The 12,148-nt window shown below is 66.5% G+C and carries 16 protein-coding genes and 1 tRNA gene; 10 read left to right on the forward strand and 7 right to left on the reverse strand.

What is annotated here, in order from left to right; genetic code table 11:
- Positions 1 to 156: 156 nt before the first annotated feature.
- The 6 genes from rpmH to prmC are packed head-to-tail and all read left to right on the forward strand — an operon-like array spanning position 157 to position 3,568.
- Entirely contained in the window at positions 157 to 303 is a 147-nt protein-coding gene (gene rpmH / locus L0D17_RS12070) for a 50S ribosomal protein L34 (RefSeq protein WP_014516087.1), read from the forward strand.
- Positions 273 to 641, forward strand: a complete 369-nt coding sequence (gene rnpA, locus L0D17_RS12075; RefSeq protein WP_081995761.1) for a ribonuclease P protein component — start codon at positions 273 to 275, stop codon at positions 639 to 641. The genes rpmH and rnpA overlap by 31 nt, the downstream gene beginning before the upstream one ends.
- A gap of 5 nt (positions 642 to 646) precedes the next feature.
- Positions 647 to 889 carry a membrane protein insertion efficiency factor YidD gene (yidD, locus tag L0D17_RS12080; protein ID WP_243095540.1) on the forward strand — a complete coding sequence of 81 codons (243 nt, stop codon included), beginning with the start codon at positions 647 to 649 and terminating at the stop codon, positions 887 to 889.
- Positions 886 to 2,178, forward strand: a complete 1,293-nt coding sequence (locus L0D17_RS12085) for a YidC/Oxa1 family membrane protein insertase (protein ID WP_243095541.1) — start codon at positions 886 to 888, stop codon at positions 2,176 to 2,178. Before yidD ends, L0D17_RS12085 begins: the two co-directional genes overlap by 4 nt.
- Before the next feature lie 9 nt (positions 2,179 to 2,187).
- The gene (locus L0D17_RS12090) at positions 2,188 to 2,775 is read left to right on the forward strand and encodes a Jag family protein (RefSeq protein ID WP_243095542.1); all 588 of its coding nucleotides are present in this window, start codon (positions 2,188 to 2,190) and stop codon (positions 2,773 to 2,775) included.
- Positions 2,738 to 3,568: a peptide chain release factor N(5)-glutamine methyltransferase gene (gene prmC / locus L0D17_RS12095; RefSeq protein ID WP_243095543.1), complete on the forward strand. Its 831-nt coding sequence runs from the start codon at positions 2,738 to 2,740 to the stop codon at positions 3,566 to 3,568. Before L0D17_RS12090 ends, prmC begins: the two co-directional genes overlap by 38 nt.
- On the opposite strand, the gene L0D17_RS12100 is transcribed toward prmC, so the two are convergent.
- Entirely contained in the window at positions 3,500 to 4,885 is a 1,386-nt protein-coding gene (locus tag L0D17_RS12100; protein WP_243095544.1) for a DUF3084 domain-containing protein, read from the reverse strand. The genes prmC and L0D17_RS12100 overlap by 69 nt on opposite strands.
- The gene (gene lptB / locus L0D17_RS12105; RefSeq protein WP_039455885.1) at positions 4,886 to 5,614 is read right to left on the reverse strand and encodes an LPS export ABC transporter ATP-binding protein; all 729 of its coding nucleotides are present in this window, start codon (positions 5,612 to 5,614) and stop codon (positions 4,886 to 4,888) included. It abuts the gene before it with no gap.
- Between the two features lie 54 nt (positions 5,615 to 5,668).
- Between lptB and gltX the strand changes: the two genes are divergently transcribed.
- The 3 genes from gltX to ftsY are packed head-to-tail and all read left to right on the forward strand — an operon-like array spanning position 5,669 to position 8,465.
- Complete coding sequence (gene gltX / locus L0D17_RS12110) at positions 5,669 to 7,081, forward strand: glutamate--tRNA ligase (RefSeq protein ID WP_243095545.1); 1,413 nt, start codon at positions 5,669 to 5,671, stop codon at positions 7,079 to 7,081.
- Positions 7,082 to 7,113: 32 nt separating this feature from the next.
- A complete protein-coding gene (locus tag L0D17_RS12115) occupies positions 7,114 to 7,551 on the forward strand; it encodes a hypothetical protein (protein ID WP_243095546.1) in 438 nt (145 codons plus the stop codon).
- Complete coding sequence (gene ftsY, locus L0D17_RS12120; RefSeq protein ID WP_243095547.1) at positions 7,551 to 8,465, forward strand: signal recognition particle-docking protein FtsY; 915 nt, start codon at positions 7,551 to 7,553, stop codon at positions 8,463 to 8,465. Before L0D17_RS12115 ends, ftsY begins: the two co-directional genes overlap by 1 nt.
- Here the strand turns inward: ftsY and L0D17_RS12125 are convergent.
- Positions 8,462 to 8,614 (reverse strand): C1orf53 family protein, encoded by a 153-nt coding sequence (locus L0D17_RS12125; RefSeq protein WP_243095548.1) that lies wholly within the window; start codon positions 8,612 to 8,614, stop codon positions 8,462 to 8,464. The two genes, ftsY and L0D17_RS12125, sit on opposite strands and share 4 nt — an antisense overlap.
- 30 nt (positions 8,615 to 8,644) lie before the next feature.
- Here L0D17_RS12125 and L0D17_RS12130 point away from each other — a divergent pair, with 30 nt between their 5' ends.
- The gene (locus tag L0D17_RS12130) at positions 8,645 to 9,052 is read left to right on the forward strand and encodes a disulfide bond formation protein B (RefSeq protein ID WP_243095549.1); all 408 of its coding nucleotides are present in this window, start codon (positions 8,645 to 8,647) and stop codon (positions 9,050 to 9,052) included.
- On the opposite strand, the gene L0D17_RS12135 is transcribed toward L0D17_RS12130, so the two are convergent.
- The 4 genes from L0D17_RS12135 to L0D17_RS12150 all read right to left on the reverse strand — a co-directional run bounded on the left by L0D17_RS12135 (position 9,049) and on the right by L0D17_RS12150 (position 12,044).
- The gene (locus L0D17_RS12135; protein ID WP_243095550.1) at positions 9,049 to 9,699 is read right to left on the reverse strand and encodes a chromosome segregation protein ScpA; all 651 of its coding nucleotides are present in this window, start codon (positions 9,697 to 9,699) and stop codon (positions 9,049 to 9,051) included. The two genes, L0D17_RS12130 and L0D17_RS12135, sit on opposite strands and share 4 nt — an antisense overlap.
- Entirely contained in the window at positions 9,696 to 10,709 is a 1,014-nt protein-coding gene (gene trpS, locus L0D17_RS12140; RefSeq protein WP_243095551.1) for a tryptophan--tRNA ligase, read from the reverse strand. The genes L0D17_RS12135 and trpS overlap by 4 nt, the downstream gene beginning before the upstream one ends.
- Positions 10,710 to 10,754: 45 nt before the next feature.
- A tRNA-Leu gene (locus tag L0D17_RS12145) sits at positions 10,755 to 10,841 on the reverse strand.
- 168 nt (positions 10,842 to 11,009) lie between these two features.
- Positions 11,010 to 12,044, reverse strand: a complete 1,035-nt coding sequence (locus L0D17_RS12150; protein ID WP_243095552.1) for a transposase — start codon at positions 12,042 to 12,044, stop codon at positions 11,010 to 11,012.
- Between the last annotated feature and the right edge of the window lie 104 nt (positions 12,045 to 12,148).

Consider the following 12,148-nt stretch of genomic DNA (forward strand, 5'->3'; position numbering starts at 1 on the left):
GCCCATCAGGAGAGAGATATACACCCGTCCTCCTGACCTTTGCAAGGCAAGCCCACGCTACGGCGCCAGGGTGTAAAAAACCGTTAGACTGGGTACAGGGCTATCTGTGCTACACTCTTTAGGGTATCGGGGCGCAAGCCCCAGGGAGGGAAATGAATGAAAAGGACCTGGCAGCCCAACCGGAGGAAGCGGGCCAAGACCCACGGCTTCCGGGCCCGCATGAAGACCCCAGGCGGCAGGAAGGTGCTAAAGCGCAGGCGGCAGAAGGGCCGCTGGCGCCTCACGCCCAAGGTGAACGCCTAAAGGCCCCGCCCCCCGCCCCGGGGGGCAAACTCGTTTCCTTAAAGGGCGACCGGGACTTCGCCCGCCTGCGCAAGGGCAAGGCGGGGCGGGGGCGGTACGTGAGCGTGAAGTGGCTCCCGGCCTCCGAACTCCGGGTGGGCATCGTGGTCTCCAAAAAAGTGGGCAAGGCGGTGGTGCGCAACAAGGTGAAGCGGCGCCTGAGGGAGATCCTCCGCCGCCTCCACCTGCCCAAGGCCCACCTCCTGGTGGTGGCGAGCCCCGAGGCCCGGGAGGCGAGCTACGCCGAGCTCTTCCAGGACCTGGTGCGCGCCCTGAGGAAAAGCGGGCTGATACAATAGGCGGCGTGCGCAGGCTCCTCGTACTCCTGATCAAGGCGTACCGCCGGTACGTTTCCCCCCTCAAGCCCAAGACCTGCCGGTTTCACCCCACCTGTTCCGCTTACGCCCTCGAGGCCCTGGAGCGCCACGGGGCTTTTTGGGGAAGCTATTTGGCGGCGCGGCGGATCCTAAAGTGCCACCCCTTGCACCCCGGCGGGGTTGACCCCGTGCCCCTGGTTTTCCCGATGAGGAAGGAGGGGGCGCAATGAGGCAACTCCTGGCCCTCGTGGCGCTTTTGGCGCCCGCCTTGGCCCTCGAGGCCACCTTCAAGGACGTGGACGTGAACGGGGACGGCACCCCGGAGAAGGTGGCGGTGACCAACCTCATGGACCTGGCCTTTGACCAAAAGGGCCAGATCGTGGGCTGGTACGTGAAGACCTATAAGGGAACCGGCATCGGCGACTACACCCGGGCCCCTAACCTGGCGGAAGGGGGCCCCGTGGTGGCCCCCGAGGGCTTCTCCCCGGAAAAGGCGGAGTTCTTGGTGGAGGATGGCCGCCTCCTCGCCCGCTTCCACGGGCGGGAAGGCACCCTCACCTACCGCATAGAAAAGGGGCGCTACACCCTGCGGGTGGAGGCGGACTTCCCCTTAACCCTCAAGCTTAAAGCCCAGGGCCAGCCCAAGGTCCTCCTGGCTGGGGAAAAGGAGCCCGCCCCGAGCGGGGAGGGAAGCCTCCGCTACCTGGCCTGGCAGACCAAGCCCAAGGCGGGCTACGCCCTGGTGGCCTTCGCCGAGGAACCCTTTTGGGGCAAGCTGGTGGGCAGGGAAGGGGAGGTGAGGCTAGAAGGGGGCAAACCCCTCAAGCTCTACGGCGGCCAGAACGAGCTGGTGCGCTTCCACGTGGAGGGGCTCCTGGCCCTTCCCGGGCTTTTTAGCCCCAACATCTGGGGCCAGCTCTCCTTGGGCCTCCTTTGGCTCATGGAAACCGCCTTCCGCTACACGGGGAGCTGGGGCCTCGCCATCCTCTTCCTCACCCTGGTGGTGCGCCTCCTCCTTTGGCCTTTAATGCACCAGCAGTTCAAGAGCATGGCGGAGATCCAGCGCCTCCAGCCCCTCATCCAGAAGATCAACGAGAAGTACAAGGACGACCCCAACAAGCGGGCCGAGGCCACCATGAAGCTCTACCAGGAGCACAAGGTGAACCCCGCCGCCGGCTGCCTGCCCCTTTTCATCCAGATGCCCATCCTCTTCATCCTCTGGAAGGTGATCGCCAACTACGAGTTCGGCCAGGGGCTTTTGTGGATCCCCGACCTGGCCCTGCCCGACCCCTTCTACGTCCTCCCCGCCCTCTACGTGGCCACCACCTTCCTCTCCACCTGGCTTTCCGCCCACGGCAACAAGGACCTCATCCGCCAAAGCCTCTTCATGAACCTGATCTTCATCTTCCTGGTCCTGCAGTTCCCCGCCGGGGTGACCCTCTACTGGGTGCTCTCCAACCTGATCGGGGTGGCGCAGCAGTGGCTCATCAACCGGAGCCTGAAGCCAATGGGGGCGTAAACTTGAGGCATGGACGAGAAGAAAAAGAGCATTGACGACCTCCTCTCCGACCTCGGGGTCCTGGAAGAAGCCCCGGTGGAGGTGGAGCTTAAGGAGACGGGTAAAGAGCCCCACCCCCAAGGGCCAAAGGAAGTGCTGGAAGCCTTCTTGGTGGGCCTTCTCCTCCGCTTGGACCCAGCGCACTACGTGGAAGTCCGCCAGGAGGGAAACCTGCTCAAGGCGGAGGTCAAGGGCGGGGACCTGGGCCGCTTCATCGGCAAGGAGGGGCGCACCCTGAAGGCGGTGGAATACCTGGCGGGGGTGGTCCTGGCCAAGCACTTCGGCGGGGCGTACCGGGTGATCCTGGACGCCGCCGGCTACCGCAAGCGACAGGAGGACAAGATCCGCCGCATCGCCGAGGACGCCGCCCTCACCGTGGCCATGACCGGGGAGCCCCTGCACCTCCCCCCCATGCGGCCCTCGGAGCGGCGCATCGTCCACATGCTCCTCAAGAACCACCCCCAGGTGACCACGGAAAGCCAGGGGGAGGGCGAGGCGCGCCACGTGGTGGTCTACCCCCGTGATAAGGCTCCTCCGGGCGCTTCAGGCGCGGCTTAAGGCGGCGGGGCTCCCCGAGGGGGAGGCTTGGGACCTCCTGGCCTTGGCCACGGGGCTTTCCCGGAAGGACCTTCTCCTTTCGCTCCCTAAGCCCGCGCCCCCGGGAGCCGAGGAAAGGGCATGGGCCCTTTTGGAAAAGCGTCTTGCCCGCTACCCGCTGCAGTACCTCTTGGGGGAGGTGGAGTTTTTCGGCCTGCCCCTAAGGGTGGAAGAGGGGGTCCTCATCCCTCGTCCCGAGACGGAGGGCCTGGTGGCCTTGGGCCTGGCCCTTCCCCTCCCCCCGAGGCCCAGGGTCCTGGACGTGGGCACGGGCACCGGGGCCATCGCCCTCGCCCTGAAAAGCCGCCTGCCCGAGGCGGAAGTCTACGCCACGGACGTGGACGAAAAGGCCCTGCGCCTGGCGGAGGAAAACGCCAAGCGGCTTGGGCTTAAGGTCCGCTTCCTCAAAGCCCCCCTCACGGGGGGGCTTAGGGGGCTGGACCTGGTGGTGGCCAACCCCCCTTACCTCCCCGAGGCCTACCGGGAGGCGGCCCCCCCGGAGCTGGCCTACGAGAATCCCCTGGCCCTTTATGCCGGGGAAGAGGGGCTCGCCGTGGCCCAGCCCTTGGCCCTGGAAGCGGAAGGGGCCTTAAGGCCGGGGGGCTTCCTCCTTCTGGAACTGGCGCCGGAAAACGTCCACCGCCTGGCGGAAACGCTTCGGGAAAGGGGCTGGGAAGCGGAGGTGCTACGGGACCTGGCGGGTCGGGACCGGTACCTCCGGGCCCGGCGGCCCCCCGAGGAGGCGGAAGGCTAGGAGGGGCCGCTCCGTGGTCCACAGCTCCTTCTCCGCCACCACCCCCACCCGCACCACCCCCTGCCGCCCTTTCAGGAGGGCAAGGCCCCGGGCCAGTTCCTCCGGGGAGGGGAAGGTGGCGTATTCCGGGGGAAACCCCGCTTCCAGAAGGCGCTTCCTCGCCTCTTCCCCCAGGCGCTCCAGGGCCTCTTGGTGGCGGGCCGGCGTGCTGAGGCGAAAAGTGGCGCTACTCAGGACCTCCCCCTCGGCGAAGGCCCGCTTTGCCGGGTAGAAGCGCACCTGCACCAAAAGCTTGCCCTCTTGGTACCCGGCCCCCTCGAGGACCGCAAGCCCCGGGCCCCTGGCCTCCCCCAGAAGCTCCACCCCCCGGAAGCCCTGGAGGAGGGCCCGCCTTTCCGCCACCCTCTCCAGCACCGCCCGGCCCTCCTCCGTCCCCAGGCGCACCTCCCCCAGGTGAAGCCCTTGGCTTAGCCGCACCAGGCTCTGGGCCAGCTGCCCCTTTTCCCCCTGCAGGACCTCCGCTTGGGCCAAAAGGCTCAGGAGGCGCTCCTCCGCCTGGCGGAGCTCCCGCCGGGTGCGCTCCAAGGCGGCCTTAAGCCCCTCCGCCTCCTGGGCGAGGCGGGCCCGTTCCCGCCGCGCCTCCTCCAGGCGGGCCTGGGCCTTGGCGAGCTCCTCCTGGAGGCGGCGCCTTTCCGCCTCGAGGCTCCTCGCCGCCTCCTGGAGGCCCTTTAGGCGGCTCTCTAAGCCCTGAAGCTCCCGGCTCCTTTCCCCAAGCTCCTTGTTCTTTAGGGTGAGGCGGTTGGCCAGCTCCTCCCGCTCCGCCTTAAGCCGCTCCGTTTCCTGGAGAAGGGCCTTTCGCTCCTGGGTGAGGGCCTGGACCTGGCGGGAAAGGGCCTGGGCTTCCGCCTCGAGGCGGCGCCTCACGGCCTCCGCCGCCGCCAAGGCCTCTGAAAGCTCCCGCCTTTCCACCCGCAAAGCGTTGAGCTCCGCCAAAGCCCGGGCCGCCTCCGCCTCCATGGCCGCCTTGGCTCGCAAAAGCACGTCCCGCTCGGCCCTTAGCGCATCCCGCTCCTTGCGGATGGCCGTGGCCTCCAGGATCACCTCCCGGGCCTCGCGAAAGACCAAGAGGAAGCCCAGGTAGCTAAAAAGGGCGATGCCCACCCCGGTGAAGACGGCGATCAGGGTGGCAGTCTGGCGAGGGCGAAGTCCAAAGAGGCGGTAATGGCGCTTCCCCGCCCACTTGGCCACCTTGTCCCCCAGGTAGGCCACCAGGGCGGCGAGGAAGAGGATGAGGAATAAAAGCGCCCAAAAGGTCATCTAAAGCTCGTAATCCTCACCCAGGTAGTGCCGCCTTACCCCCTGGTCTTGGGCGAAGGTGTCGGGGTCCCCGTGGAAGAGGACCTGGCCGTCGTACATCAGGTAGACCCGGTCGGTGATGGCCAGGGTCTCCCGCACCGCGTGGTCGGTGATGAAGACCCCCACCCCGCGCCTTTCCCGGAGCTCGGCGATGACCTTTTGGATCTCCCGCACGTTCTTGGGGTCCACCCCGGTAAAGGGCTCGTCCAGGAGGATGAAGTCGGGGTCGGTGCAAAGGGCCCGGGCGATTTCCAACCGCCGCCTTTCCCCCCCAGAAAGGGCGTAGGCCAGGCGGTCTTTTAAATGGTAAATGGAGAGCTCCTCCAGAAGGGCTTTGGCCTTTTCCAGGCGCTCTTTTTTGGAAAGAGGCTGGAACTCCAGGATGGCGAGGAGGTTTTCCAGTACGGTCATCCGCCGGAAGGCGCTGGGCTCCTGGGGCAAATAGCCGAGGCCGAGCCGGGCCCTTTTGTACATGGGCAGGCGGCTCACCTCCTGCCCCTTTAGGTAGATGCGCCCCGCGGTGGGCTTGATGAACCCCACCACCATGTAAAAGGTGGTGGTCTTCCCCGCCCCGTTGGGGCCGAAGAGGGCCACGATCTCCCCCCGCTTCAGGTGAAGGTCCACCCCCCGCACCACCTCCTTGGGGCCGTAGCGCTTGCGCAAACCCTGGGCCAGAAGCTCCCCGTCCATTACCCCCAAGCCTAAGGCCAGGCCTTTAAGCGCGGATGAGATAATGGGCGAGGTATGGTGGTGACCCGCATTGCCCCAAGCCCCACGGGGGACCCCCACGTGGGCACGGCCTACATCGCCCTTTTCAACTACGCCTGGGCCCGCAAAAACGGGGGGCGCTTCCTGGTGCGCATAGAGGACACCGACCGCGCCCGCTACGTGCCGGGGGCGGAGGAGAGGATTTTGGCCGCCTTGAAGTGGCTTGGCATCACCTACGACGAAGGCCCCGACATCGGCGGCCCCCATGGGCCTTACCGCCAGTCGGAAAGGTTTCCCCTTTACCGACAGTACGCCGAGGAGCTTTTGCGGCGGGGGTGGGCCTACCGCGCCTTTGAAACCCCGGAGGAGCTGGAACAGATCCGCAAGGAAAAGGGGGGGTACGATGGCCGGGCCCGGAACATCCCCCCGGAGGAGGCGGAAGAGCGGGCTAAGCGGGGCGAGCCCCACGTGATCCGGCTCAAGGTCCCCCGCCCCGGCGCCACCGAGGTGAAGGACGAGCTCCGGGGGTTGGTGGTGTACGACAACCAGGAGATCCCCGATGTGGTCCTCCTGAAGTCCGATGGGTACCCCACCTACCACTTGGCCAACGTGGTGGACGACCACCTCATGGGGGTCACGGACGTGATCCGGGCGGAGGAGTGGCTGGTTTCCACCCCCATCCACGTCCTCCTCTACCGGGCCTTCGGCTGGGAGGTGCCCAAGTTCTACCACATGCCCCTCCTGCGCAACCCCGACAAGACCAAGATCAGCAAGCGGAAAAGCCACACCTCCTTGGAGTGGTACAAGGCGGAGGGGTTTTTGCCCGAGGCCCTGCGCAACTACCTCTGCCTCATGGGCTTTTCCATGCCCGATGGACGCGAGATCTTCAGCCTGGAGGAATTCATTGCGGCCTTCAGCTGGGACCGGGTTTCCTTGGGGGGGCCCGTCTTTGACCTGGAGAAGCTCCGGTGGATGAACGGGAAGTACATCCGGGAGGTCCTCTCCCTGGAGGAAGTGGCCGAGCGGGTGAAGCCCTTCTTGCAACAGGCGGGGCTTTCCTGGCCCGAGGAGGCCTACCTGCAAAGGGCGGTGGCCCTCATGCGCCCCCGCTTTGACACCCTCAAGGAGTTCCCGGAAAAGGCCCGCTACCTCTTCGCCGAGGACTACCCCTTCTCGGAGAAGGCCCTGGCCAAGCTGCGGGAAGGCCTACCCCTCCTCCGGGAGCTCCTTCCCGCCCTAAGGGCCCAGGAGGACTGGAGCGAGGCCGCCTTGGAGGGCCTCCTAAGGGGGTTCGCCGAGGCGAGGGGCCTCAAGCTGGGCCAAGTGGCCCAGCCCCTCCGGGCCGCCGTCACCGGCAGCCTGGAAACCCCGGGGCTTTTTGAGATCCTGGCCCTTTTGGGCAAGGAGCGGGTCCTGGGGCGGCTTGCGCGGGCCCTGGCCGCCTCGTGAAAAGAAGCGCGAAAGGGGCTATACTGGACGGGATGAAGCGGATTTTCGTCCTCTTGTTCCTGCTCGGTTTGGCCGGCGCCCAAAGCGCCATCCAGATGCGCTTCGGCCACGGGGAAGCCCTGGGCCTCACCTTTGGGGCCGGGGTGGAAAGCCGCCTAAGGCAGAACCTGGTGGGCCGCCTCACGGCGGAGCTCGCCCCCGCCGCTCCCGGGGTGGCTTTGGAGGCCGCCCTCCTCTTCAAGCCGGATCTGGGCCAGTACGAGCCGGGCCTACAGGGCCTCCTCCCCTACTTTGGGGGCGGCTTGGGCGCCCTCTTGGGGCCACGCCCCACCGCCGGGGTGGGCTTCACCTTGGGCCTCGAGGGCCTTCTGGACCCCTACACGGGCCTCTTCGCCGAGGGGAGCTACGTCTACGGCTTCGCCGACTTCCCCAAGGTCTGGCGCTTCGCCCTGGGGGTAAACTTCCGCTGATGGGCTTCTTTGACCGCCTAAAGGCCGGGCTCGCCAAGACCCGGGAAACCCTCCTCAAGGCCATCCCCTGGGGCGGCAACCCCGAGGAGGTCTTGGAAGAGCTGGAGATGGCCCTCCTGGCCGCCGACGTGGGGGTGGCGGCCACGGAGGAACTCCTGGCGGAGCTCAAGGCCTCGGGAAGGAAGGACCTGAAGGAGGCGGTGAAGGAAAAGCTCGTCCAGATGCTGGAGCCGGACGAGCGCCGGGCAACCCTGCGCAAGCTGGGCTTCCGCCCCCAAACCCCCAAGCCCGTGGAGCCCCAAGGGCACGTGGTGATGGTGGTGGGGGTGAACGGGGTGGGCAAGACCACCACCATCGCCAAGCTGGGCCGCTACTACCAAGCCTTGGGCAAGAAGGTGATGTTCTGCGCCGGGGACACCTTCCGCGCCGCCGGGGCCACGCAGCTCGCCGAGTGGGGCAAGCGCCTGGGCATCCCCGTGATCCAAGGCCCCGAAGGGGCGGACCCCGCCGCCCTCGCCTTTGACGCCGCCCAAGCCCGAAAGGCGCGGGGTTTTGACCTCCTCTTCGTGGACACCGCCGGCCGCCTCCACACCAAGCACAACCTGATGGAGGAGCTCAAGAAGGTGAAGCGGGCCATCGCCAAGGCCGAACCCGGGGAGCCAGGGGAAGTCTGGCTGGTGCTGGACGCCGTGACGGGGCAAAACGGCCTGGAGCAGGCCAAGCGCTTCCACGAGGCGGTGGGCCTAACCGGCGTCATCGTCACCAAGCTGGACGGCACCGCCAAGGGAGGGGTCCTGGTGCCCATCGTGCGCACCTTGAAGGTGCCCATCCGGTTCATCGGGGTGGGGGAGGGCCCGGAGGACCTCCAGCCCTTTGACGCCGAGGCCTTCGTGGAGGCCCTTCTGGAAGCCTAATCCTCCTCCTTGGGCCGCCAGGGGCAGTGGCGGCACCCCGAGCCGCAGCAGTAGCCCCGCTTGCGGTGGTAAGCCTCGGTGAAGACCATCCTCTCCCCTTCCCAGTAGAAGTCTTCCCCTTCGCGCAACGCCTCGTCCTCGCCCTTCACAAGCACCAGTTTAGGGGTATGCTTTAGCCGATGAAGCGCGGCGCTTTCCTCCTCAGCTTCGCCTGGGTGGTGGCCTTGGTGGCCACCTTGGGTAGCCTCTACTACTCCGAGGTGCGGCTTTTCCTCCCCTGCGAGCTCTGCTGGTACCAGCGCATCTTCATGTACCCGCAGGCGGTGATCCTGGGCCTCGCCCTCTGGCGGCAGGACCTCGGGGTGTGGCCCTACAGCCTCACCCTTTCCCTCATCGGGGGGAGCATCAGCACCCTGCACCTCCTGGAGCAAACCTTCCCCGAGCGCTTCACCCTGGCCTGCAAGCCCCCCGTGCCCTGCTCGGTGGAGTACATCCCCCAGTTTCCCATCCCCTTGCAAGCCCTCATCGCCTTCCTTCTCATCGCCATCAGCATGGGGCTTCTGGCCCAGGAGGCGAGGCGGGGTTAGGCCAAGCGCCGCGCCTCGAGGGTGCCCTCCACCTCCACGTAGAGGGGAGCGAAGGGAGCCTCCTGGTGAAGCCGCACCCGCCCGAGGCGGCGGGCCTCCAAAAGGGCGGCGAAGCCCACCGCTTTTTCCTCCCAGGAGCGAAGGGGGAGGCGGTGGAAGGCTACCCGGCCCTTAAGGAAGGGCAAAAGCCTAGCCCAGGCCTCCTGCAAGCCAAAGGCTTCCCGCGGCAGGTGAAGCACCGCCTTGCGAAAGGGGCGGGCCGCCTCGGCCAAGACCTTGGGGGGAAGCCGCAGGGAAGGCCTGGGCACAGGGGGTGGAGCCGCTGGGTAGAGCCGGGCCCGCTTGGCCAAACGCCCTTCCAAAAAGGCCACGGCCTCGGAAAGGTCTAAAAGGACCCGCACCAAGGGGGCTTCCTCCCCCTCCTCCTTGGGCGTCAGGGCCTTCTCCGGAGCGAGCTTCAGGACGAGGAGCTCCGCCAAAAGGGGCAGAAGCTCGGCCTTGGCCTTTAGGTCCCCCGGCACTTGGGAAAGGGCCTGCTCCACCACCTGGAGGACGGGGAGGTCCTTGGGGGAAAGCCGCCCCCGCCTTAGGGCCTCCCGGAGCTCTAAGGGAGACCCGGCGAAACCAGGAAACGCCAAGCGGATCACGCCAGGACCGGCCGCTTCTTGGGCAGGAGGAGGCCCACCTTCTCCCGCACCTCTTCCATGGTGGCCGCCGCCACCCCCCGCGCCCGCTTCGCCCCCTCCACCAAAACGTCCATCACGTAGTCGGGGTCCCGCTTAAGCGCCTCCGCCCGCTCCCGAATGGGCCTTAGGGTCTTCATCATCTCCTCAAAGAGGATGCGCTTCACCACGTACGTGCCCACCCCCGCCTTGCGGTACTCCTCCTTCAGGACCTCCACCAGCTCCTTGGGGGCGAAGTAGGAGAGGTAGGTGAAGACGATGGTCCTCTCGGGGTCCCCGGGGTCGGAAAGCCGAATCCTCTGGGGGTCATCGGGCAGGTGCTGGATCTTCTGCCAGATGCTTTCCTCGGGCTCCAGAAGGCCGATGGTGTTGCCCAAGGACTTGCTCATCTTGGCCTTGCCGTCAATGCCCGGCACCCGGGGGGCCTCCGGGTTCAAGAGGGCCTCGGGCTCGGGGAAGGTTTCCCCGAAGAGGTGGTTGAAGCGGCGGGCGATCTCCCGGGTGAGCTCAATGTGCTGCACCTGGTCCTCCCCCACCGGCACGGTGTCCGCCTTGTAGATGAGGATGTCCGCCGCCTGCAAAACGGGGTACATGAGGAGGCCGCTCCAGATGGTTTCCTGCTTGCTGGCCTTGTCCTTGAACTGGGTCATGCGGGTGAGGTCGCCTAAGGGGGTGAGGGTGGTGAAGACCCAGGCAAGCTCCGTGTGCTCGGGCACGTGGGACTGGACGAAGAGGGTGACCTTGTCCGGGTCAAGCCCAGCGGCGATGTTCACCAAGGCCGCCTCAAAGGTGCGGCGGGCCAGGGTCTGGGGATCGTAGGCCAGGGGGTTGGTGAGGGCGTGGTAGTCCACGATGCAAAAGAAGGCCTCCCGGCCCAGCTTCTCCCCGATGGCCACCCACTGCTTGATGGCCCCCAGGTAGTTGCCAATGTGGATCTCCCCCGAGGGCTGGATGCCCGAGAGGACGCGCTTCATGGCCTAAGTGTAGCAAAAGGTTTGGGCCCCCTTGCGGGGGCCTTTTGGTGCCGGGGGCGGGACTTGAACCCGCACGCCCTTGCGGGCACATGACCCTGAATCATGCGCGTCTACCAATTCCGCCACCCCGGCGGACGCAAGGGTCATTGTAGGGGGACGGGCGCTTCCCGTCAAGCTGGCCCGCTGACCTTCCCCCCTAAGTTCCGACGAGGCCAGGGGGATAGAGCCGTTGCTGCCAGGAGACGAGGGCTTCTTTGAGTGCCTCCCGCCACCAGGCCCGGGGGAAGCGATGCGGGGCCCTCAGGAGAAGGAATAGCCCAGAGTAGTCCCGCCACTTCCGCCAACCAGGCCCCCCCTTTCCCGCTGCCACCTCCCCCGCAGCGTCTCCCCAATCAGCAACCCCAAGGCGTAGGCGAAGGCTAAAAGCCATAGCGTCTTCTCCGCGTTCTCCCGCCGCTTGTTCATCAAGTTCCCCATCCCCAAGTAGCTCTTCAGGTCCCGAAAGGACTCCTCAACCTTCATCCGCTCCCGGTACACCGCCAAAAGCTCCTCCACCGGCAGGTTCCCCATCACCCAAAGCGGCTCCTCCCACATCGCCTCCCACACCCCCACCACGTTCACCCTACATCCCCACCGAGACCCCTCCGTGCGGTAGTACACCCCCGTCCACGCCACCCACTCCCCACGCCCAAGCCGCAAGGGAATCCGCCGCCCCGCCTCGTCCTCCACATACGCCTTCCCCCTCGCGTTCAACCGGATGGCGTACCGCACCCCCGCCTCCTCCAGCACCTCAAGCCATCCCCCAAAGGAAAACTCCCGGTCAAACACCCACACCGACCCCGGCTCCACCCCCTCCAACGCCTCCCGCAAAAACCTCCGCCAAACCCGGTTGCGGCTCGTCCCCTCCGCCTCCAAGGTGGCCTGGGAATAGAGCCCCACGTGCACGGGTATCGCCCTCCCCTTGTAGGGCTGGGCCAGGGTGAACACCCAAAAGCCCCGCCCTCCATCCTGCAATCTCCCCACGTAGGGGGTGCGCTTAGCCTGGGGACGGTGGACTTCCGTGAGGTCCGCCAGGAGGATGGGATGCTGGGTGTCAACGAGGCGGTGCAGGAAGCGCTTGGGGTCCAAGCCTTCCAGGAGGCGTTCAATGGCCTTGTAGTTGGCCTCCTCGGTGGCTTCCTGGCGGTAGTGCCGGGCCCAGTCGCTTTTGCGGGCGGAGCCCGAGGCCAGGATGGCGTAGCACAGGCGAGCCACCTTCTCCGTGTCCTTGGGCCTATCCACCACCAGCTCCACAAACGGCACCAGGTCCTTGTAGGTGATCGGCAAACCCCTCATCACCCACGCATTCTGACCTGTCGGAACACAAGGGGGAAGGTCAGGGCCCGGGCTTGCCTTGCAAAGGTCAGGAGGACGGGTGTATATCTCTCTCCTGATGGGCA

The sequence above is a fragment of the Thermus thalpophilus genome, assembly GCF_022760915.1.
GTDB classification, from domain to species: Bacteria; Deinococcota; Deinococci; order Deinococcales; family Thermaceae; genus Thermus; species Thermus thalpophilus.